This window comes from Paenibacillus sp. 598K (assembly GCF_003851045.1).
In the GTDB taxonomy this organism is placed as follows: Bacteria; Bacillota; Bacilli; order Paenibacillales; family Paenibacillaceae; genus Paenibacillus_D.
Window position 1 is genome coordinate 1 of the sequence record NZ_BFBX01000121.1, and the last position, 22242, is coordinate 22242.

General features: G+C 53.4%; 19 protein-coding genes. 4 read left to right on the forward strand and 15 right to left on the reverse strand.

Annotated features, from left to right (window positions below):
• Positions 1-270: 270 nt before the first annotated feature.
• The 4 genes from PA598K_RS28685 to PA598K_RS38325 all read right to left on the reverse strand — a co-directional run bounded on the left by PA598K_RS28685 (position 271) and on the right by PA598K_RS38325 (position 2663).
• The gene (locus PA598K_RS28685) at positions 271-420 is read right to left on the reverse strand and encodes a transposase domain-containing protein (protein ID WP_128660228.1); all 150 of its coding nucleotides are present in this window, start codon (positions 418-420) and stop codon (positions 271-273) included.
• A 24-nt stretch (positions 421-444) separates the two neighbouring features.
• A complete protein-coding gene (locus tag PA598K_RS28690) occupies positions 445-1830 on the reverse strand; it encodes an MFS transporter (RefSeq protein WP_128660229.1) in 1386 nt (461 codons plus the stop codon).
• Positions 1831-1928: 98 nt separating this feature from the next.
• A complete protein-coding gene (locus tag PA598K_RS28695) occupies positions 1929-2354 on the reverse strand; it encodes a MarR family winged helix-turn-helix transcriptional regulator (protein ID WP_128660230.1) in 426 nt (141 codons plus the stop codon).
• A gap of 123 nt (positions 2355-2477) precedes the next feature.
• Positions 2478-2663 carry a hypothetical protein gene (locus tag PA598K_RS38325; protein ID WP_260405659.1) on the reverse strand — a complete coding sequence of 62 codons (186 nt, stop codon included), beginning with the start codon at positions 2661-2663 and terminating at the stop codon, positions 2478-2480.
• 248 nt (positions 2664-2911) lie between these two features.
• Between PA598K_RS38325 and PA598K_RS28705 the strand changes: the two genes are divergently transcribed.
• Both PA598K_RS28705 and PA598K_RS28710 read left to right on the forward strand, forming a co-directional pair.
• Positions 2912-3769, forward strand: a complete 858-nt coding sequence (locus PA598K_RS28705; protein WP_128660231.1) for an ATP-binding cassette domain-containing protein — start codon at positions 2912-2914, stop codon at positions 3767-3769.
• Positions 3766-4485, forward strand: a complete 720-nt coding sequence (locus PA598K_RS28710; RefSeq protein ID WP_128660232.1) for a hypothetical protein — start codon at positions 3766-3768, stop codon at positions 4483-4485. Before PA598K_RS28705 ends, PA598K_RS28710 begins: the two co-directional genes overlap by 4 nt.
• A gap of 100 nt (positions 4486-4585) precedes the next feature.
• Here PA598K_RS28710 and PA598K_RS28715 read toward each other — a convergent pair whose 3' ends face one another.
• Together PA598K_RS28715 and PA598K_RS28720 are read right to left on the reverse strand one after the other, a co-directional pair.
• On the reverse strand, positions 4586-5437 hold the full coding sequence (locus PA598K_RS28715) for an RCC1 domain-containing protein (RefSeq protein ID WP_260405660.1): 852 nt from the start codon (positions 5435-5437) through the stop codon (positions 4586-4588).
• The gene (locus tag PA598K_RS28720; RefSeq protein WP_128660234.1) at positions 5430-5660 is read right to left on the reverse strand and encodes a hypothetical protein; all 231 of its coding nucleotides are present in this window, start codon (positions 5658-5660) and stop codon (positions 5430-5432) included. Before PA598K_RS28720 ends, PA598K_RS28715 begins: the two co-directional genes overlap by 8 nt.
• Positions 5661-5814: 154 nt before the next feature.
• Between PA598K_RS28720 and PA598K_RS28725 the strand changes: the two genes are divergently transcribed.
• Positions 5815-6537: a MerR family transcriptional regulator gene (locus PA598K_RS28725; RefSeq protein WP_128660235.1), complete on the forward strand. Its 723-nt coding sequence runs from the start codon at positions 5815-5817 to the stop codon at positions 6535-6537.
• On the opposite strand, the gene PA598K_RS28730 is transcribed toward PA598K_RS28725, so the two are convergent.
• The 3 genes from PA598K_RS28730 to PA598K_RS28740 form a co-directional block, all read right to left on the reverse strand.
• Positions 6534-7733: a copper amine oxidase N-terminal domain-containing protein gene (locus tag PA598K_RS28730; protein WP_128660236.1), complete on the reverse strand. Its 1200-nt coding sequence runs from the start codon at positions 7731-7733 to the stop codon at positions 6534-6536. The genes PA598K_RS28725 and PA598K_RS28730 overlap by 4 nt on opposite strands.
• A gap of 231 nt (positions 7734-7964) precedes the next feature.
• The gene (locus PA598K_RS28735) at positions 7965-8975 is read right to left on the reverse strand and encodes a zinc-dependent alcohol dehydrogenase (RefSeq protein WP_128660237.1); all 1011 of its coding nucleotides are present in this window, start codon (positions 8973-8975) and stop codon (positions 7965-7967) included.
• A 19-nt stretch (positions 8976-8994) separates the two neighbouring features.
• Positions 8995-10524 carry a ThuA domain-containing protein gene (locus PA598K_RS28740; RefSeq protein WP_185602284.1) on the reverse strand — a complete coding sequence of 510 codons (1530 nt, stop codon included), beginning with the start codon at positions 10522-10524 and terminating at the stop codon, positions 8995-8997.
• 197 nt (positions 10525-10721) lie between these two features.
• Between PA598K_RS28740 and PA598K_RS28745 the strand changes: the two genes are divergently transcribed.
• A complete protein-coding gene (locus PA598K_RS28745) occupies positions 10722-11606 on the forward strand; it encodes a helix-turn-helix transcriptional regulator (RefSeq protein ID WP_128660239.1) in 885 nt (294 codons plus the stop codon).
• Positions 11607-11617: 11 nt separating this feature from the next.
• Here the strand turns inward: PA598K_RS28745 and PA598K_RS28750 are convergent, their stop codons facing one another.
• From PA598K_RS28750 to PA598K_RS28775, 6 genes are all read right to left on the reverse strand, one after another.
• Positions 11618-12511, reverse strand: a complete 894-nt coding sequence (locus PA598K_RS28750) for an alpha/beta fold hydrolase (protein WP_128660257.1) — start codon at positions 12509-12511, stop codon at positions 11618-11620.
• A gap of 2 nt (positions 12512-12513) precedes the next feature.
• The gene (locus tag PA598K_RS28755) at positions 12514-13158 is read right to left on the reverse strand and encodes a DUF2239 family protein (RefSeq protein ID WP_128660240.1); all 645 of its coding nucleotides are present in this window, start codon (positions 13156-13158) and stop codon (positions 12514-12516) included.
• Positions 13159-13314: 156 nt separating this feature from the next.
• Positions 13315-14184: an aldo/keto reductase gene (locus PA598K_RS28760; RefSeq protein ID WP_128660241.1), complete on the reverse strand. Its 870-nt coding sequence runs from the start codon at positions 14182-14184 to the stop codon at positions 13315-13317.
• 18 nt (positions 14185-14202) lie between these two features.
• A complete protein-coding gene (locus PA598K_RS28765) occupies positions 14203-14526 on the reverse strand; it encodes an ArsR/SmtB family transcription factor (protein ID WP_128660242.1) in 324 nt (107 codons plus the stop codon).
• Positions 14527-14849: 323 nt separating this feature from the next.
• Complete coding sequence (locus PA598K_RS28770) at positions 14850-20123, reverse strand: DUF4838 domain-containing protein (RefSeq protein ID WP_128660243.1); 5274 nt, start codon at positions 20121-20123, stop codon at positions 14850-14852.
• A 46-nt stretch (positions 20124-20169) separates the two neighbouring features.
• The gene (locus tag PA598K_RS28775; RefSeq protein ID WP_128660244.1) at positions 20170-22239 is read right to left on the reverse strand and encodes a hypothetical protein; all 2070 of its coding nucleotides are present in this window, start codon (positions 22237-22239) and stop codon (positions 20170-20172) included.
• Positions 22240-22242 lie beyond the last annotated feature (3 nt).

Consider the following 22242-nt stretch of genomic DNA (forward strand, 5'->3'; position numbering starts at 1 on the left):
CACTTTCGTAATTCAGGTTCAATAGAAAGATCTAAATTGTTAACTGGTACTTGAACATGGCTGATAAATTTTTTCATAAATTCATCTCTCCTTTTGGGCTTCAACTACGTTTTGAAGATCTTCCTTATTTGCCTTTATTCTCCATCAGAAGGTCAAAACCCTTTTTACCGATACCACTTCGTTTCTACCAGGACATCGCCCAGAGTGAGTGTCAAATAGCCCCCACCTAACGGCGGGAGCGACATGAGGTAAGCTGGGGTGAGGATTTCTTCAATCGGCACGCCGCTGGCAGTGTAGCCGACCAAGGAAGGGCTCAAGCGTCTTGGCGTCCAGTGGACCGTCGAGCTGCGGCAGTTGTTCAAAGAGATGCTTGAGATAGGCGTACGGATGCAGCCCGTTTTCCTTGTCCGTCTCGATCACGCTAGATCGTCTTAGACAATTGGGTTACCCCTCCGAGGCATTTGTCTGCTTGATGCGAAAGGAAATGACAAAGCTAGAGAGAACGAATAGTAATTGAAGAGACAAGGCCAGTAGAATCCCCGTTAACAGCCCCAAATTTAAGGATTGGCTAACAGCAATGAGGGCGCCGCCGATGCCAATGCTTACCCCCGGACTAAATGCATCTGTAAATTGCAGGCTTGAGGATATTTCTCCTTCTTCGCCTGATTTCGTGTGCTGGAGTGCAATGGCTCCTGTCGTAGGATGTGCCAAGCCGATGCCGAATCCAGTGAAAATCTGCGAAATCACAGCAAGTACAATCCCTCCCTCGGAGACTCCAACAGCAAGAATGACCGTAACAACGCCAATGATCATAAATCCAATTCCAATGGTTACCCGTTTCTTTCGACCTGTTCCTTGATCTTTGGTATCAAAAACGGACTGAAGCCACGCAGCCGCAGACCAGCTTAGTGCACCTGCCGCTACAATTAATCCCGCCATATCGGCAGGAAGCTTTTTCACATCTGTCAAAGCCAGGACAACATAACTCTCGGTCGCATTATAACATGCAACAAACAATCCTCTCGAAGCAATCGTCGCCGGCAAACCTCTTGTAGCAAGTAAAGTGCCCTGAGGCAGTAACTTGCGTAATGGATGAATCATGATCAGCAATCCTGCTACCGCAAGTACCATTCCTTTCCAATCCGTGATAAAACCTAGCCCAGCCAGCAACATGCCCGTGCCAAGGGTCAGTAGTACTGCAAGTCCTTCTTTTCGGTTAGTATGGGACGAATTGTTCGCACTAACTTTAAATTTGCGAAAAGTAGGGAGCGTCAGCATCACAGCAAGACCAATCAAGGGGAGTACGAGCCAAAAAACAATTCTCCAAGATAAATGCTCCGTGATAAGTCCAGCAAGATAAGGACCAATAAGTGCAGGTAAAATATACGCACCGGAAAACAAAGCCAGGATTCTCGTTCTCAGCTCATCCGGATAACCTACAGTGATACTGAAATATACACAAGTAATGATACCTCCACCGCCAAAGCCTTGAAATACCCTTCCTATGATTAACGTACTCATATTCACAGCAGTAGCTGCAAGCACGATACCGATCACAAAAAACAGGGTGGCTAGGCTAAACGATGCAAATACACCATTTTTGTTGATTCGTGCCCCTATGATCATCGTTCCAAGGATTTGTGCCAAAAGAAAGGCACTGAAAATCCAACCATACAAAGGGAGCCCGTTTAATTTTTGGGCCAGGCTTGGAGCAATGGTAACTACTGCTAGACCTTCAAAGGCAACCGTAGTTACAGCCAGGACAATCCCAATGGTCAATGCTCTATACTTCGTGTCGAATATCCCTTCTTCAGATCGGGATCGTCCCATCTTGCAAGTCTCCTTTAAATCAAAATTTAATGAACCTGACTATACTTGCTGCAGCAAGTATATGGTTCAATGAAATAATAGGTGGTCTTTCCCTCATTCTATAGATCCTTTACGTTATTGTACATGACCGTAAGAATTCTTCTAAATAACTCCACCTCCTCATCAGACAATCCCTGGATGGTCTTATAATAGGCTTCCATGGACGGGGCGATAATGTCATCTTCCATCTCTCGTCCTTTAGAGGTCAGATAGACACGCAAAGACCTTCGATCCGTTTCATGCACCACACGATAAATGAAGTCTTTCTTTTCCAGCTTAAATAACATTCGCGCAACATTCGTTTGGTCCTTGTGCAGCCTTTCAGCAAGCTCTTTTTGAGTGATCCCTTCTGTTTCCCACAGTACGACTAGTATTTCCCACTGGTCTACGGTGATGTCAAACGGACTGGCTACCTTTTGATAGTAGTTATTCAGCTTAAGCGCCGCGCGCTGGACATTAACGCCAATATATTTTTCTAATTCCAAGGTTAGCCCCCTCCATACTCGTCACGACGATAGTTGCTACGACCATTATAAGACGATCTGCAATACACGTCAATTCATTACGATCGTCTAAACATAACAATTACGTAGGGGGAGGCGTAACGTCTAGACTCGATGCGGAATGGAGTCGGATAGCTGATCGATCTTTCCCTGCCCCAGCGTGCTCCGCAGCAGCTCCGTATTGGCCTTCTCCTCAAAAGCCTCCGGCTGCTTCGCGCCAGCAAACCAGCCATTAGCATATAGATTCACATGGACCCTGACCTTGCCGCCCAGCAAGCGATAGATCGGCACGCCCAGTGCCCTTGCCGCGGATGAAACGTGGACAAGAAGGCGTCCATCTCATTGACCTCCATGGCTCGTAAAGGTATCCGCCGTACGCTTCGGATACATTGGGTTCAAGTATATTAAGTATAGCGGGCTGTTAATCAGAGTTGTATTGCCATAACTCCCAATTCTCCCCTCTCACCTGCATTTTTGTGGTATATTTACTTAGTTACACTCCGGAATTCTAGACTCAAGGATAATTATGAGGTGGCAAATTGAAAGCTAACGCACTGGTCACTTTAAATAAGGTGACTAAAGAGTACGGTAAACGCAAAGTGTTAAATGGTATTTCGCTTACCATTCATCAAGGGGATTGTCTCATCATCAGAGGAAGCAATGGATCTGGAAAAAGCACGCTACTTCGTATTGTGAGCGGCTTGATTCCAATTACTTCAGGACAACGGATTTTGGGGCATACGAAATTAGTGATAGGCTATACCCCGGACCGGCTATCCCAATTAAGGATGACCTCTACCGAATACTTGACTCGTATGGGAAGCATATCGAATGTGCCCAAGAAGGTTCTCCAAGAACGTATTAAGGAACTTCACACTTTTTTCAACCTGGAACAAAGCGCAAGCTTGAAGATGACACAATTCTCCAAAGGTATGCTCCAAAAGGTCAATCTCATGCAGGCGACAATAAAAAGGCCCGATTTGCTAGTTTTGGATGAGCCGTTCTCTGGACTGGATAAGGAATCAGTTGGACATTTGCTTGATTCCTTGCAAGAAATAAAAGCAGGTGGGACTGCGATACTGGCTGCCGTCCATGATCCGTTGTTAGCCAGTCAATTGGAGAGTCAGACCTATTGGATCCGTCAGGGAAAATTAAGTGAGGAGAGTGTCGAAAGCACTTCAAGTGGCTCGCTATTCTTTTATGAGCTGGAATGTATAGTAACCGAGGAAACGTTAACCCGTCTGACGAGCTTATTTACGGATATGACTTGGCAGAGTGAGGACACGGGATTCATTCGGTTTACTCTCGCGGGGAAGGATTATCGCGAATTTTTAATAGAGTGTCTACATAGTGGCGGGGAAATCATCAGCTTGCTAAGAAAGGAATCGCACGTATGATAGCCTTATTGTCATTTTTGCATACTTGTTTCATGCGTTCCTACCGATACGGGCCGCCTACAGTTGTCTTTTTACTTGGTATCGTTTTTGTTTATAGTGTCGTGCCCAACCCTGTGATGGACAGTTACGCGTTTTCCACCGTATTTTTGTTTATCATTTCAACAGCGCTGTGCTATATGGTTATTGACATTGAAACACCGAACCAGGAATCTGTCACGATGCTCCACAGCGGGAGTATAATCAAGCTTTATTTTGCTAAGTTATTATATAGTTGGCTTTTCACCTTTCCACTAGCTCTGTATGCAGTGCTGTACCCAGCCGTATTGCAGAGGTTTGATCGAAATCCTAGTATCGAAGAATTAAGCATGTCTTTTCTCTATCATGTCGCTTCCTCTTGGTTAGGAGTTGCACTCGCATGTTGGTTCGGTTCTAAGGTTATCCGTTCACGCATCGTTTCTTTTATCCTGCTGAGTGTCCTCGTGGTCATTGCAATTGCTGCACAGGGGATTGAGAATCTATTGCCCGATGGGATCAAAAAAGCAGCTCTGTTGCTGCCGCCACTAAATCATACCATACATGTTTTCGTGAATTTTGAGCTCGCTACACTTTTCGAAAAAGTATCGGTGATTGGCTTTTCCCTAGTATACGGGGCGATCCTCACTGCACTATTCTTGTTCCTCCTTCACAAACGCAAACTGGATTCAGCTCAAGTATAGACAACAAGTTAAGCATTGAGAGTAGCCTGACAGGGCTTATACCGAGTCAGGCTCTTTCAATAGAAGGGGTGGATAAATTACTGATGACAATATCGACGATTCAGAGCCTCCAATCGCCCACCTCGCACTGCCCTTCCTGATTCCTGCCGGTTGCAACGACCCTGCCATCGGATTGCAGGCCGAGGGTGTGAGCGCAGCCCGCCGCTACCGCTACAATATCTTGCCAGTCGCTAACCTGGCATTGGCCATGATCATTCCGCCCGACAGCCGCCACTGTGCCATCAGCTCTGAGACCGACCGTGTGATTGCTTCCTGCCGCTATCCTCACCATACCGCGCCAGTCGCCGACCTCGCACTGACCTTCCTGCCTGCGACCAACAGCAACGACCCTGCCATCGGAGCGAAGGCCGACCGTGTGCAGATACCCCGCCCCTACCGCCACAATCTCGCGCCACTGACCTACATCGCCCTGGCCGTATCGATTGTTGCCTGCGGAGCTTACCTTCCCGTAGGAGTTAACCCCGACAGTATGCCAGTCTCCCGCCGCCACGTCCACGATATCCTCCCAGTCCTGGACCAGGCATTGCCCTTCATGGTTGCGCCCTGCAGCTAGTACTCTGCCGTCCGACCTCACGCCAACAGAACGACGCCAACCCGCTGCTATCGCGACAATATTGCGCCACTCGCCGACCTCGCATTGGCCATCTTTATTCCATCCCACAGCCACCACTGTGCCGTCTCTTTTGAGACCGATCGTATGCGCATTGCCTGTGTTCGAGGCCAGGTGCACATTACCGACCGCAATCGCCTGTATGTCGCGCCAGCTTGTCAGCTTACTTAGACCGAAGGTGTGATCGCCCGCAACCACCACGGTGCCATCCGGTCGAAGACCGACGCTATGACGTCGGCCTGCGGCTAGCACGCCTTTTAGTTGTCGATTCGCGTCAATCATTGGGCTGCTCCTGCCGCTCATCCGGCTCTTGTGCCTTCGATGGTTCCAAGGCCTGCAGGATTAGCGCCTCTGCCACGCGAAGCGCCTTGATTCGGTTTCTGAGCAGCGAATGCTGTGCGGTGCCTTCCGTTAACTTGGCTTGTGCTTTCTCGCATTTGCCGATCAATGAAGTGATCGGGGGGAGCGACTCGCTCAACTCCTCTGTCGTAAATGTTCGCGTCATTCGCTATGACCTCCTATCCTGTATACCTTCATGGTACAACATAGGTGCAACGAGTAAGCTTCTTCATGCCTTCTTGCTGTGATGACAAGGCTAGGTTCGCACAAACCTTATACCTATAGTATAATGTTGTGCATTCGGAAACGGAGGCCATCACATGAACATTCGTCCCATTGATCTGGCAAGACGCTTGGGGGTCGGCACCACGACGCTAAGAGGCTATGAGGAACGCGGCTTGGCGCCTCCGGTTCCTCGCTCTTCTTCGGGATACAGATACTATGACAGCAGACATGTGGCGTATTTCATTTGCGTCCGGGCGATGCTGTCGGCTTTTGACCTGACCTTCATCGCTGCTGTGCTGCAGGAGGTGCAGGCCGGACGAATCGACGCTGCGCTATGGAAGGCGAACCAGGCCCAAGCCGATCTCTGGCAAGAGCGGCAGACGTATTATAAAACCGCGGATATCCTGCTCGACAAGACTTGGCAGCCCGACTCCACGAGCAGGATGAGTATTGGAGAGATAAGCGTTGCAACAGGGATTCCCGTCACGACCATTCGCTATTGGGAAAAGGCGGGTTTGATCATCCCGGAGCGGAACAGCCTTAATGGCTATCGCATTTATACCGATGCACATATGCGCCAGATTTTGACCTTGAATGCGATTAAGCTTTCGGTCCGTACCCATCGGTTGAAGCATTTTTTCCAGACGATGCAAGAAACCTACGCCGCCTTCGATTTCGCGGACCATGCGTCGATAGAAGCGTTTTTGGCACAAGTTCGAGGCCAATTGGATCGCATGAATCGCTTGCAGATCCGCAGCATCTCCGCCCTGGACAAGCTATGTCAGCAGGTGGAGAGTGGCGTTTTTAACCCATGTTAAACTTCATCGATATCCAAAACCAGCATTTCGTTCGTGACACGCCATGTCCCATTGTCCAGCTTGATGACTTTGGCGATACCTTCGAACTGGTTGTCTATGAAGCTTGGACCCTTCAGCTTGGTCGTGGTTTGAGTGAAATGAATATAGGCTTCTGAGCCGTCATAGTAAATGATTTGAACATCGGCCAATTCAAAACGAAGATCAAACTGTTCAAATAGGGCTTGGGATAAGGTCATGGCTTCTTTTAGTCCAGGTGTGTCCGGGGCAAAGGTGGCTTCATACCGTTTGACGTCCTCGGCATTGCTGGCTGCGATTTGCTCCTCCAATATGCCAATGATTTTCGCTTTCTCCTCAGCCGGTACGGTTGGCGTTGCTGCCCGCAAAGCTTCAATATTTGTATAGTTTACAGTCAATATTTTCAACCGATCAAGCTTCCATTCGTCTCCTTTACTAGCTCGGGAAAGCTCGAGAACCAGGTTCGAATTGCGATTAAGGAAGAAGCCGCCGCTGACCTTCCTGGATTCATTGGTGGCCGAGATCAAAGTCTCTGTGGCTGTCATGTACAAAATATTAGTAAACTGATAGGTCGATTCAATTTCGACTTGTCCCACATGACCCATCAACGCCGAATACGTTGCACCGTTGTCAAGTCCATTAGGGCTGAGTAGTGCCCGGATATCGCTATCGTTACCGCTTGATTGTGCCGTTCCCAACTGCTCCAGGAAGGAATTCAGCTGCGCGTAATCCTTTGCGTTAGGCCACGGGGTGGTCAAGGTAATCATCCGCGAGGAGCCATCCCACTCCACATTGAGCCCAGTCGCTTCGCCCACAAACCGGAGTGGAATCAGGGTTCGCCCCTTCCAAATCAAAGGCTGAATTTGACCTTTAACAAGTTGACCGTTAACCAATGTATTGCTTGAACCGCTCGTCATCTCAATCGTATGTTCGCCATCTCCCGAAACGCCGCGAATTTGTTTCTTTGCCGCATCGTAGGTAATCGCGTAATCAAGCGCCGTGAGCAAGCTTCGGAATTCTACATAGGTGACATTATTCTGTACAAGCGGCTCCACCTCAAACGCAAGTTCCTTGCCATCTAACCACACCTGGATTGGTTTTGACTGCTCCGCAGACGCAGCTCCCGCAGTTGCTAACATGAGTAGCATAGCAACTAATGTAATCATGAATCGTTTCTTCATCTCATTTCCCCCTTAGCAAGCCTCTTAACCGACCCTCCCATCATACCATAAAAGGTTTATATTGGATTGTACTGATAGGGGATATAAGTGCAAAAAAAAAGCGCAGTTCGCCTAGGCAAACTGCACTCAAATTGTACTTTTTATAGTCTTCTAAAACTGTTCCGCTTCGTTGGCAGGCCCGTCCGCGATTCTAACGCTCGCCCGTTAAACGGCGATGGATCTAGGCGCTCGCTACGAATTACGCCAGTCGAACACGACGAACGGCTCCGCGAAGCGCTGATCTGCGAGCCCGTTATAGGCTTCATTCGCCTCTTCCGGCTTGAATGTCCGCAGCAGCCCGCTCCCTTCCGCATCGATCAGCCCCTCAGCCAGCCAGTCCAGCCCGCGCGCCAGATTGCCCATGATGCTGTACGGCTGGAAGTGGCCTTCCGTCATCGGCACCTCCCACTCCCAGCCGCTGCGCAGCACCGCATAACGATGGAAGATCAGCGAGAGCAGCTCATGCGCATACTGGTCGCTGCGCCGCCGCCACGGCACGCCGATCAGCACCACCTCTCCTCTCGGGCGGATGAAGGCGCAGCTGGCGATCGCAGCCGCTTCATGCCCCGAGCATTCCAGCACGAGCGCGGTCTTGCCCTGCCACTCCCCGTCGCCCTCCGGCAACGCTGTAGCCGTATGGCGAATGCCGGAGCGGCCCGCAGCAGCGCTTCGTCCCTCGTCCGGATCGCACACCAGCACCTTGTAGCCGCAGTGTTGGAACAGATGCGCCGCCAAGAGGCCCACCGGGCCGGCCCCCATCACAATCACGCGATCGCCCGGCTTCGCCGTCGTCGTCTCCAGCGTCGTCATGCTAATATTGAGCAGCCTGGCCAGCACGGCGATATGCGTGGGCAGTCCGGCAGGCAGCTTGACGGCATGCACAGCGGCGATATGCTGGAAGCTCTGATGATGGCCCATGCATAGGGCGAGATCTCCCACCTGCCAATCCTCCGATGCACCCTCCCCGACGGCCTCCACCCGGAATACCGACGCATAGCCTGTGCCGCGCGGCGTGTCCAGCGCTTCCATAAAGCCTGTCATCAGCTCCGTACCCGGACTGATGAGCGTATGAACCGTCGTGCCGAGCAGATGCCCGACTGCCGCTTTGTCAGGCCGGGCGATCGGCACCAGCCCCGCCTGCCGATTGCCGAGGAACATGACGGCGCGATCTTCCTGCTGCACTGTTTTCACTGTGTTGTCCATTTCATTCTCCCTCCAATTGTTAGGCATTCGCTACCCATCTGACCGATCTACGCAGCATCTCCCGCACTTCAGGCGACTCGTAAGCAGCAGCGTCATGGCCGAGCAAGGTCTGGACAACAGGCGCCCCGCTATAGCTGCTGGTCCAGGCCAGCGGCTCCATGCGCCCAGTTACGACGGATTGGGCCTCATACAACACATGGACCTCCTGGTCGCCGCGCTGGTCATAGTACAGCTCATCCGTAATTTCGAAGGCCGGTATCCCTGCTGTGATCGGATGCTCGCGGTCCACCATCTCCACCGTAAACGTTCCGTATGGATCATGAGCGCTGTCATCGTGATGGTCCCAGACGCGTGGCACGATGCGGCGATACTCCGGCCAATCCGATGCGCCCGCCTCAGGCAGCGAGAAGTGGAACGCGCCATTGGCAAAGTGCAGCACGACCAGCCCGCCGCCCCGTTGCAGGTACGCGAGAAGCGCCGCCCTGGCCGGCTCGCTGATCCCGGCAGGGTCCTGCCAGTTGCAATAGTTCAGGATAATCGTATCGAAGGAGGACAGATCCCACTCGGCCAGCGCCTCGATCGAGGTGACACTGGTGACGGCGATGCCCGCATCTTCATGCAGCGCCTCGCGGATGAGCGGCTCCGTCTGCTCCCAGTTATGCCATCGATGCTGCTGGTTGCCGGAGATGAGCAGAGCATGCACGGTGCGCGCTGCTGACGAGCTGTCCGCCTCCGGCGCATCCAGCAGCTGCTCCACCAGGTCATCGGCATAATAGCGACTCGGCACGCCTCCGGCAGGAACCTCCAGTCCTGCTGCCCAGACAAGTGCATTGAGGTGCAGCTTGCGGAAGGAATCGTCCTCGAACAGATTATAGCGATGACCAGCCGTTGTTACGAACGTCCGTCCGCCATCCTGCCGATTCAGCGTCCAGCCGACCAGGTTCGCCATATCTCCATCCCCTGCCAGCTCCGGCACTCTCCAGATCGGGGTGCGCCGAGGGTCGTCCGGCACGAGCCGCAGATTGTAGTAGATCTCATCCTGCAGCGCGATCTGCGGCTCGACGCCCCGCGTGACGGGATGGGCTGCGTCGTCCAACGCCAGCACGCTGCCGTCCCCGACGATACGCGAATACCAATTGCGCTCGCCCTGCTCGTCCTCCCATTCAAAGTAGCCCCCTGCCCAGTCGAGGATGTACGCGCCCTCCGCCCGGGTATAAAAGGTCGAGAAATGCAGCAGGATCAGCCCGCAGCCTCGCGCCATCAGCCGCGCCATCAATTGTTGGCGCTCTGGCGAAGCGACAAACGGCACATCCCGGAACAGATGGGCATCCCTGCCGTCCGTCGTGAACAGGACCGCATCCGCCTGCTCCAGCACCTCCGTGTCCTCCGGCCAGCCGTTCAGCACGACTACGACTTCCATCTGTGCCGACAACGGCGACTGGTCGAGCATCGCCTTCAACAGTCTTACTGTCTTCTCATATTCATGCTCGCCTGGGCCGTGGCTAGGCTCCCCGGCGACCAACACCATTTTTTTCTTCTTGGGCTGCATGTTTCGCATCCCTCGCTTTCATCCGTCTTACAGCCTCTGCTGCTGTCCCCATTGTACAGAAGAGAGCGTATATAACCAATGGCTGCTAGTCTGGATTTTTTGTCTGTGCGTCCAGAGCGCATGCAGCCAGCCCCGTCGTTATGCTATAGTAAGCTTGTTGATTCGTAGCAACGGAAGCCTTGCAGAGGAGGACTGACATGGCAGGTAATTGGGGAGATTTGCCGGATTCGCCGATTCGGCTGGAGCATCTGGACGCCGGCTCGGGAGAGGCGGAGGATGGCTGGATTCATTGCAAGACCGTACCGTTCTGCATTATCGCCCAGGCCGTGGAGGGAACCTATACCGTACAGTCGCCGCTGGGCAGAGTCACCGCCTCGGACGGGGAAGTATTCATCATGCCTGCAGGCATCCCGCTGGAGATCGGGCATTATGCGCGCAAAGGGAGCGCAACGATGAAGCTGCGCTTCCTGCATTGCCGGTACTCCTACTGGGGAGCGTCAGATCTGCTGGATCTGTACGAATTGCCGCTGCGCGGAGATGCTGTAGCAGGGGGAAGATTCGGGGCAGCGATCCAGCAATTGCTGGATCACAAGGCGCGGCACGGGACAGACGAAGCGATGACCCAGGCTGCGTCTATCGCTTCCTGGGCCTACGTCAATGAGCTGGCCTATCGGGTGCTCGGCATGCTGCTCGAGGATGCGCGTCCGAGCGATTCCTTCCATGCCCGGATCGCGCAGCTTGATGAGCTCAAGCCGCTACTCGGCTACATTCACAGCCATCTGCATGAGCCGCTGGATATCGCACAATTGCTGGCCCAGTGCCATTATTCCCGCTCGGCACTGTTCACGCTGTTCCAGCGCACCTTCCGGCAGACGCCGATGCACTATATTCAGCAGACGCGGCTCACGGAGGCCTATCGCAAGCTGTGCACGACCACACTTTCCGTTGCCGAGGTCGCGGAATCTTGTGGATTCCCGAGCCTGTACCACTTTAGCCGCGTGTTCAAAGCCCGGTTCGGCCAGCCGCCTACGCTCGTGCGCCGTGACAACCGGATGTGGGAAGCGGCCAGCCAGCCCGACTGATGGGTGGCCGTTCAATCAGCGCGACGCGCCGTTCGCTCGATCCCATCCACGACGACGGCATACAGCTCAGGCGGCAGGTCATGCCCCATCTCGTCGATCAGCAGCAGCTCGGCGTCCGGTATCGAAGCAGCCGTGTCCTCGCCGCACGCCGGTACAAACAACGGATCATCCATCCCATGGATCACCAGAGCCGGGACTTGGATCGTCGCCAGTCGCGGACGACGATCGCCCGAGACAGCGATAGCCGCGATCTGCCGTCCCACGCTGCCGGGGTCGTAAGCTCGCTGGAGCTCCTCCCGTATGAGCGCCTTGTAGCTCTCCTCTTTGAATGGATATCCCGTACCCGCGATCCGCTTCGCAAAAGCCAGACTATGCGCCAGATATCCAGCTTCATCCTCAAACGGGTTCGACGCCGGCGCCGTCATCATCGCCATCACCTCCGGGGAAGCAGGCGGGAGCGCGGGATTGCCGGAGCTGGACATGATCGAGGTGAGCGACAGCACACGCCCAGGGTACGCACTCGCTACAAGCTGCGCGATCATTCCGCCCATCGACCGCCCGACGATATGCGCTCGATCGATGGACAACGCATCGAGCAAGCCGATCACGTCGTCAGCCATGTCATCGAGCGTATAAGGAATGTCCGGACGTCGACCAGACATCAGCGTCGTCGCCAAGGCCTCAAAATCCAGCGTCTGGACATGGCGATAATGCGTCGAGCCTCCAACATCGCGATTGTCAAAGCGGATGACGCGGAACCCTCGGTCAGCCAGCATCCGGCAAAACGAAGTCGTCCACCGAATCATCTGCGTCCCAAGCCCTGCGATTAAAACGACGGCCTCGTCTTGTTCGCTGCCAAAGCTGTCATACGCCAGCTCTACGTCGTTGACGCTTAAAATGTTCATGTTCATACACCCTCCCCTCCTGATCCCCGTTCGGGGAATGCCTCAACAGCCAATTGTTGAATGTAGCTTGTAATATCCGGGGCCCAGTCTGCGATGCTAGCATAGAAGCGTTCGGAATCGCCGGCATACAGCAACCGGAGCGCTTCCTCGTATCGCGGAAAATCCCCGGCCATAGCGGTCATGAAGCAATACGTAGCCTCTTGCGACGCTTGCACCTTGCTCTGTGCTCCTCCGGCGCGACGAGCCTCATCGATAAGCTTGCGCAACGTTACCGAAGCTCCCCCCGGCTGACTTTTCAGCCATTCCCAATGACGCGGCAGTAACGTCACCTCGCCGGATACGACGCCCAGCTTCGGTCGTCCTGCCCGCCGAGGCGATGCTTCGTTCGTTTCAGTAGCCACCGTATCCGCCGTATCGGACGAGCTGCCAAGAGGCTCCCCCAGTCGCGCCAGTGCCTCCTCCGTCTTGCCGCGCAGATCGACATCGATCGGCTTGCCTGTTCCATCGTCAAAAATTAGCAGCTGTAGCTGCTCGCGATCATCCAATGCAGCCTTCACGCCTGTAATAACCTGCTGCAATGAGCCCGTCGCGACTCTTCTTGTATCCAAAAAAGCTGTGCAGCTCATGCTGGTATGATTCGTACTCATGCTCCATTCCTCCTCTGAACACAAGATGATTATACCCGGGTAAAAACAAGGAGTCAATATTACCCGGGTAAATTAATGTTCATATTCCCTACCAACGGCAAACAGACCGAAAACCGCCTGATTACTCAGCGTTTCCAGTCTGCCTCTTAACCTCCATCAGGCCTTCAAAAAGATTTTGCTCAGCTTCACATAGAGCGGGTTCACCTGGTACCCTGTTGGATGAACAGCATATCGCTTGCCTGTATCCAGCTTCGCAATCCGCATCATGTCCGCATCACTCAGCGTAAAATCCAATGCCTGTATATTCTCCCTGATTCGCAACGGACTCGATGATTTTGGAATGACAATGGTCTGACGATTTATATGCCAGCGCAAAATAACTTGCCCCACTGTCTTATTATGACGCTCTGCAATGGCTTTTAGCTCCTCATTATTAAACAAAGAGGCATTTCCTTGCCCCAAAGGTCCCCATGCTTCATGCAAAATCTGATGACGGATCATATACTCGCGCAATGACTGTTGCTGAAAAAAAGGATGCGTCTCCACCTGATTAATTATCGGCAGGATTGTCGCATGCGTCTTCAAATGCTCGAAATGCTCGATCTCAAAATTGGCTACGCCGATGACTTTTATTTTCCCCTGCGCATACAGTAGCTCCAGCGCTTTCCAAGCCTTAACATAATGAGGCCCTGCAAAATGAAGCAAATACATATCAAGATAACTGGTATTCATTTTTTTACAGGTGTGCTCAAAGGCCCTCTGCGTCTGCTCGTAGCCCAAATCCGTCGTCCACGCTTTGGAGGTGATAAAAAAATCTTCCCGCGGAATCCCGCTATTTGCAATTGCTCGCCCCAATGCCTCTTCATTTCCATAGATACGCGCGGTATCAAAATGGCGATACCCCGCTTCAATCGCCGCTCTGATCGTCTGTTCAAAAGCTCCGTTCTTCCCCGGTTTGATTTTGTAAACGCCAAATCCCAGTTGCGGGATGTCCACTCCGTTTGATGCCTTGATGAATGGCCGCATACACATTCATTCTCCTTTTCATTCGCATAAGGACACAAACCGACTTATCAACGTTTGCAGATCCTGGATCTTGCTTTTGGCATCCAGACGATAGAAGTTTTTCGTTCCCTTGCGTTGTACGCTGACCATTCCCGCTTCTCTTAGCACCTTAAGGTGATGGGAGAGAGCAGGACGAGACAAATGGGTGTACTGTCCAAGCTCCCCAACCCGCATGCCGGTGCTTTGCGCATGCTGAGCCAACGCAATTAAAATCGTTTGGCGTGTTTCGTGGCCAATGGCCACGAGCAAGAGCCGATTCCTTTTAAACTCATGCAGCAGCAAACCATTGATGTCTGGTTCCATCTTGCCCTCCTCCAACCCTACCAATCGCTACAGCTAGTCTACCATAAGACTCATCCCTTAACGCTATTGGGAAAGGAAATCGAGACCATCCAACGACTACAGCCGCTCCAACCTTACCGGAGCGGCTGCGCCATCCTCTAAGCTGTCTTGCTAGGGCTCTACCAAACCTTGATGCACGTTTACGACTGGATAGCCTCCTGCTGCCTTCAGCCATCTCAACATCGCCTGGTTCGTTTCCTCCGGCTTCTCTTGCTGGATCATGTCCCGTACACCATAGATCGATGGAGAGCTATGCTCTTCCTTCCAGCACCAGGTCGCTCGACCTATCCTTCTGAGTTCGGCAACTCGACGACTGACACATCATCCAGCCACATCGCATCCGTAGCGGACATGAAGAAATAGATCCACTGATGATCGTAATCGGCATTTGTGTCTGCCGAATATTCCAGCTCCAGCAGCTGCCACTCGCCATCCAGTGTGATGTCGGCATTGGCAGTGACCGGATTGTTGCCCCCGCCAGCCAGCATCTCGTGGATCGCAACGCTGGCTGTCCCTGCTGTCAGTCCCTTGACCCAGGCGCTAAGCTTGTAGCGCTTGCCGGGTTCGAGCAGGTAGTCCTGCAACGACCGCGCCAAGGCATATTCGCCTCCTTGCCGCTCAATCCTCAGAGATCGCCCGCCGCTGTGTGCTACCTCATGGTCCCATACTCCCGTCGGCGAGAACCAACTATCCGGGAAGCTGTTTGGCGTAGCTGTTTCGAATCCGGGATTATTCAGCAAATTGCCAGCCTCAGGCGTTTCCGGCGTTGCTGTCAGTTCCACAAGCGCCGCATCATCAATCCAGAGCTTGTCGGTTCCGGACATAAAAATATAGACCCAATAGTGTTCATACGTTGTATTGTCCACAGGCTCATACTCCAGCTCGATCGACTGCCACTGATGATTTGCGGCAGCATCCACATTCGCTACCATCGTCGTAGCGCCTCCTTGGGCAACGCCATAGATGGACATGCTGATCGAGCCTGTCGACGCTCCCTTAACTCGTGCGCCAAGCTTGTATTGCTTTCCGGCCTCCAGCTCGATATTCTGGTCTGCGCGAGCAAATACATACGGGGCGCCGTTCAAGTCCAGCCTGAGCGAGTATTGACCGCTGTAATATTCGTCATGATCCCATGCTGCCGACGTTGACAGCCAACCGTCCGCGAAGCTGCCTTCATTGCCCCGTTCAAAGCCCGGATTGTCTACCAGATTCGCCTGATTGGCAGGCTGCTCCAGATGGATCGGGTAGAAATCCCCCGGATTCCAGACCATTCCCCCGCCCCAGGTGATAAACCGCTCCTTGCCATGGAAGTTGCGGAAGAAGAAGCCGTATAACGTGCTGGTTTGCGCCGGGTCGACGCCGATGCTCGCGAACGGAATGACTTGAATCGCATTCCAGCGGTCTGTGCCTACTTGGCCCTTGGCGTACCACTCGCCATTATAGGTTGGATCCTGGAAGGATTTATACTCGAATTTCACGCCTAGCGGGTTGGAGAAAAAGCCATAATACGTTCCTTCCCGATTGCCGGTCACATAGGTTTCTACGGAGTCATCCGCGCCGCTGCTCCACCATTCTCCCGGCGCGCTTTCGCTGACCACCATGCTTGCGAGATCATCGTCCATATTTTCATAGCCGACGTACAGGTTATCATCGTCCCATAACAGGTATACACGGGTTTCTTCAGCCACCTGCAGCTTCGTGCCCATCTCCCTAAAGTCGCTCATCGCTACCGCGTCCACCCAAGGCCCGGATTGAAGATCGGTTGCGTTCATAATCTCCGCTTGGCTGGAGGAGGTTTTGATGGCTTTCGCAGACAGATTCGGCAGCTGTCCAACGGTGAACACCATCGTCTCGAAGGTCGACTTGATCGGGGCAATTCGCTGCTTCTCTTCCGCATCCGCCAAGCTCCACGCCTCGTCCAAAGCAGCCTGCGCGGCATCCGCTATACCGGCCTGAATGACGTAACGTCCGATGTATTGGCTCTCGCGCGAATAGACGTTGACGGATTGCTGGTCGTAGTTGTAGCCTTGTTTGATCAGATTATAATAAGTTCCCATTGCTTCGGCAGCCGCACCATATGCCTTGGTCAAAAACTTGTCGGTCAACGCTTCAAGATCGGCATCGGGATTCCAGTACAATTGATGGATAAGCCAGTATTGCAAAGCGTTAATTCCCCATACATCCCCGTTGTCGACTTGACCCTCGGGCATCACGCCCATAATACCCAGATCGCGATAATATTGCATATCGGCTTGCACTTTGTCGGCAATGGGACGTTCGTATACTTGGGTAGCGCAGCAGCCATAGTAGTTATACATCAGAATATTATCCGTTGCGTCCGCCCAAGCCTCCAGCTTTAGCCTATAGCCGTAGTTAGGGTTGCTTTGATCCGGTGTGTTGAACGGTTCCCTCGCATCCTCCGCTGCAGGCGCCATTACGATTACAATATTGTCCTCCAGCTCCACCTTGGGCGGGGTATCCGTGAAGAAATAAGCGAAGGTCGTTATTTTCACATTCGGATGCGTCAGCTTCAGCTCGGCTGCCACTTTATTGAGAAACGTGAAGAATACCGTTGATTTATAGGCCGGGTCCTCCGGCAGGACAACAAGTCCGTCAGGCGTCGTAAACGGCAAACTGCTAAGCTCTCCCTGGACAAAGATTTGATTATCCATAATCCCTACGCCAACGTATTCCAACGGCTGGACGGCGAGCAGCGCTCGAATCTCGCTGGCGACGACGCCGGGAACATCAGGGTGATAGAAATTAATTTGGGAATCATTCGACACAGGGACATATTGACCATTAATCTCGTTATAGTACTCGGGATGCGTGGCAAAATATTTGTCGTTCGGCAGCCAGGAATCCAGATTATGACCCAGCAGGAGCGGCGTAATGCCGACGCTGTTATGACGATTCCAATACTGCACATTGCCCATTTCCGCCAGCTTGACATTCAGTTTGTTGCGGGCGAGCATCTTCTCCGTATCGAGATCCGAATGGAACTCCCCATATTTTCCCGAACCGGTCGTATGCCAGCCTCGCAGCAGGAACGGAGATTTCTCTCTATAATTCACTTTGCTTGCCGCAATGGTCGATTGAGGCTCATACAACGTCCCGATATCGACGGAGCGCGTCCATAGAACATCCGCGTTCTCTTCGAGAAAATCGTACACGCCGTTCAATACGCCTCGCGAATCATCGCCAAGGATGAATATACGATTGCCTGAGGCGCGAACGGCGAAACCGTCGGAGCCGGCAATAAAATTGTAATCATCCGCGTACGAGCTCGTAAGCTGCGGCTCGGTCGCCTGCGTGGCGAGCACGATCTCCGCTTTGCCGCCGGCATTGCCCGAGGAGAAGGTCGTAATCTCCGGAGCGGTTCCCTGAGCGGTATTCAGTTCGATCAGTCTGACCTCATCGATCCACATCGAATCTGTGCCGGACATGAAGAAATAAATGTTATTGAAATTATATTGCGCAGCCGCATCGGGCGCATAGTCCAGCTCCACCAACGTCCATTCCGACGTCAAAGCGATTTCGGCCCGGGCGGTTACCGGATTGCTGCCGCCGCTGGCGTGACGCTCGTGCATTTCCATATTCATCGTTCCAGCGCCTGTCCCCTTCACCCAAGCGGTCAGCTTATAGGCTTTGCCCGGAGTCAGGTGCAGCTCCTGCTCGCTTCGGGCATACATGTATGGATTGTCCCCCAGATCGATCCGCAGCGAGTGTGCACCGGCCTTCGCCTCCGAGTCATCTCTGGCGCCAGCCGGCGAGTGCCAGCCTGACGGCAGCGTGCCGCTTAATTGCTCGAACCCTGGGTTCACCAACAGGTTCGATGCATACTGGAGCGCTAGCTCGGCAGTATGGATTTCCGTGCCTCCCATGCTTGCTTGCAGCTCGACGTCATAGCTGCCGTCGGCCAACCCGGCCGTAATTTCGAACGAGCCTCGAATAATCTTCCGTTCGTAGGAGCCCAAGCTTACCTGGGTCGGCATGTTAACAGGGATGGCGTTGCTGCCAGAGGGCGTCAAGGCAATCGTTGCCGAGCTGGCCTGGTTATTGACGATATGCAATTCAAGAGGATAGTGACCGCTTTTGGACAACGTTAACTCGCGATTGGCGAACAAGACGCTTACTGTCGCCGACAGATCCCGTTTGAAGATCGGGAGCTCGGCCCCGCTCACCAGCTTGATCGTCTCCTGCAGCTCCTGCGCCGCGTAGAGCAACATGTCATCTGCTTGCGCACCGATCAAAATATCCGCATTCGCTGCCCCTTCGCTGACGATTGGCGGGAGCGTGGTTGGGACAGAAACCGGAGGTGTGCCGCCTCCGTTCCAGCTGCTGTTGCTGTTACTGTTGCTGTTGCCGGAATTGGAGACGACGGATGGTTTATGACGGGTATCGCCGCTAACAAGCTCGCCTGCAATCGTTGCTTCACGATCCGCGGCAAATTCAACTTGAACCGGCCATGTTTCCAAGGTTGCTCCGCTAGCCAGGAAGATGGCTGATTCTATCGTTCCGTCTCCAACGACATTTGCCGGAGCATGCAGGATCAGCTTGCCAATCGTCGCCGATGTCGAGAGCTCGATCTCTGCGCCAGCATCGATTTGCAGTTCACGGATCGCGGTCCCCTCACCTACATGGAGGTTGATTTTCCCATTCCATTTGTCGATCGTTACCGGCCCCGAAAAATTCGAATTCAACAATGTGACGCCAGGCTCTCCCCCGCCAAGTATGAACGTGGAACCCAACACCGTAACGTCTTCAAGCCACACCTCTCCGTCATTGACGCCTGGCGTAATATACAAATCCCCTGCAATGGTCATCCGACTTAATTTTACGTCTTTCCGATTAATGACCACATTCCCGGCCACATCGGACGAATAGCTCCCAGGCTGATGAATCAACGTTCCCATAGCATTCTGAATCATTTGCACGACTTCGGCTCGAGTGATGCTCTTGCGCGGCTGAAACCGATTGGCGCCGTTGCCCTGCACATATTGATGCGCTTGCAAAGCAGCCACCGCCGCAGCGGCATATTCGGCGACGCTATCGCGATCCTCGAAGGTTATAGAGCCTTGACCTTCTTCGCTTACACGAAAGGCCCGGGCCATCATAACCGCAGCGTCCTGTCGAGAAATCTCGTTGCCAGGCGAGAATTTGCCGCTGCCCATCCCTTGGACGATTCCAAAAGCGGCCAAGGAGGCCACATCCCGCGCATACCAGGCATGCTCCGCTACATCGGAAAATTCATGGCCTTGGCGGGATCCGTCTGGAAAAGCAAAGACCCGATTGATAAACGCAGAGAATTCGGCTCGTGTAACCGGACCGTCGGGACGATAGGTTTGATCTTCATAACCATTCAGTAAAGCGCTTTCAATCCATGACTCCATAACCTCCTTGGCCCAATGGTGCGTGAGATCGGAGGTTTGCTGTCCAACTTGGGCGGCTTCCAACGCTTTGCTTGCCGCTCCAGTCTGTGGAGGCGGCAGCAATAGCATCATCATGCAAGCCATAATAACGATAGAAATCCAACGATTGCGCTTTTTCCCGTTCATCGTATCCGCTCCTTAGTATAGATGCGTTTTCACTAGACTTGTTGTTCTATAGGTGCACATCTACAATAACCGCCCCTCTACCCGGCACATACAGTCGAAATGCGGATCCATGAGGCTTAACCGGAACGCCGGGAAATTCCGTCACGACTTCGATCCGCTGAATAGGCTTACCCATATCTACATGGGCGGATTTATAATTGATATGCGTATTGGTTAGCAGAAGCCGTTGGCAGTCGTCCGTCAGCTCAAGAGCGGCAACGCCAATAAAAGCTTCATTTTTGCACACTTTGGGCGCTTGAACGACGGTATTTATTTCGGCCGCAGCCCGGGCCAGGAAGGATTCGGCTACCGGACGGAAGCTCAGGCTCTTGATCCAGGGAATCGCATCGACGAGCGGAGCAGGTCCCGTTGTCCAGCCCTGCGCTTCCGCATGATGTTCTTCCATAAAGTGAAAGCTGTCGGTACCCGCAGCATCAGCGCGAATAACGCATATTTGCTGTCCAACATTATGCCCTTGATGAATATCCCATTGCCTCAACGCCGTAGCGACACGCTCCGTCAAGCAACCGATTAGGATAGCTACTCCGCCTCGGTAAGCAAGTACGCTTTGCAGTTCGCCTTCAGACAACAGATGCAAGTTCGTCACGAGAATCGGACCCTCGAAGGCCGGGACACTCTCGATGCGGATGGCTGAATGAACCGGCGCTCCGCGAGAGAGGAGCTCATGGGCATACTTATGCGCAGGCCATGTCCGCAGCTCTGCATATTCCTGCAAGGAAGCTTGCAGCATCGCGTCCGACCAGACCAGCGCGGCTCCCACGATATACTGCGGCCGAGCTGCGAATCCCAAATTCCAGCGGGCAGTAATCCACTTCCAATCCTCCTTGCTAATGCCATCCCCAAGGCAAGCCATGAAGCCTGCCGCGCATCGTGTCGGTTCGCCCTTCTCGATGATATACATGTTCGTTAGCGTGTGGATATCCCGCTCCAGCACGGTTGGCGCATGGTTGATCGCATCCCACTGCTCGTGGGTGTCCGCCAGGGCATTCAGACAAATCAACTTGGTATTCGGCACATAAGCCTTTATCATCAGCAGCATCGCCATAAACTCGGTGCCAGGTTCATATTCGGTTTCTCCCGCCCCCGCCGACAGCGAAGCGCCCACGGTCTCGACGATAAATCCGTCTATGCCCGTGTCTGCCAGTTTTTTATAATCGACGCCATAACGATAGAGCGCTTCGAACGGCTCTCTGGTCCAAGCCGTATTGACATACGCCTTTTTCCCGACTCGACGTATCCCTGCCATAATTTTGTGCCAGAGCTGCGCCCACCTGTCGCTATGGAACGCAATCCATGGTAACCTTCTGTTGCTCCAGATCCAGTCTGCGCGCCGTTCCATGGCGTCAGGGTCGCTGTCGCAAGCCATCGGCAACTCGCCGGGCAGCGCCTCACCGCTCCATTGACAAAATTGCCCGACCATATCATCCGAATAATCGGTTTCTGCCAGGCTCAGCCTGGGGCTGGTATAACCGTCTGCGCCATGATAGCCATCGAATCGATAGTCTTCCAGCACTTGTATTAACTCAGGAACAAACAGGTCCTCATAGTAGCTGCCGTCCTTCATCCGTCGCAGCGGATTAATGCCCGGGAACGGCTCCCCTGTCTTGCGCATTTCATACAGCTCGGGATGAGCCTCGCACCATGCGCTTTTGGTCAACTCCTCGCTGCCGTCTTCGCCGTCAAACTGAAAAATATCAAAGAAGGCGCAATATACCTCGATCCCATGCTTCTGCAGCTCGGCTACGAGACTGCGCAGTTCATAATTGGTCCATGGCTGCCGGGCCCGATCCTTGCTGTAAGGACGCGCGCCATAAGAGCACATCTCCATCGGCAGCCGCCACTCCGACGCCATCCCCTTGTGCCCGTGTACAAAATCAGGCGTATACAACAACAGAGAGACACTGTCCGGTGTAAATCCCGTCCTGTCCAGATACGCCTGCACGGCATAATCCGGCTGCTCCTTATCGAAGCCGATGAGCTCGATCCATATCCAGCGCTCATAAGGCACGGGAGCCGCACCGCCGTTCTCCTTGTTGCTTGCACTCAACTCGTCCATCCT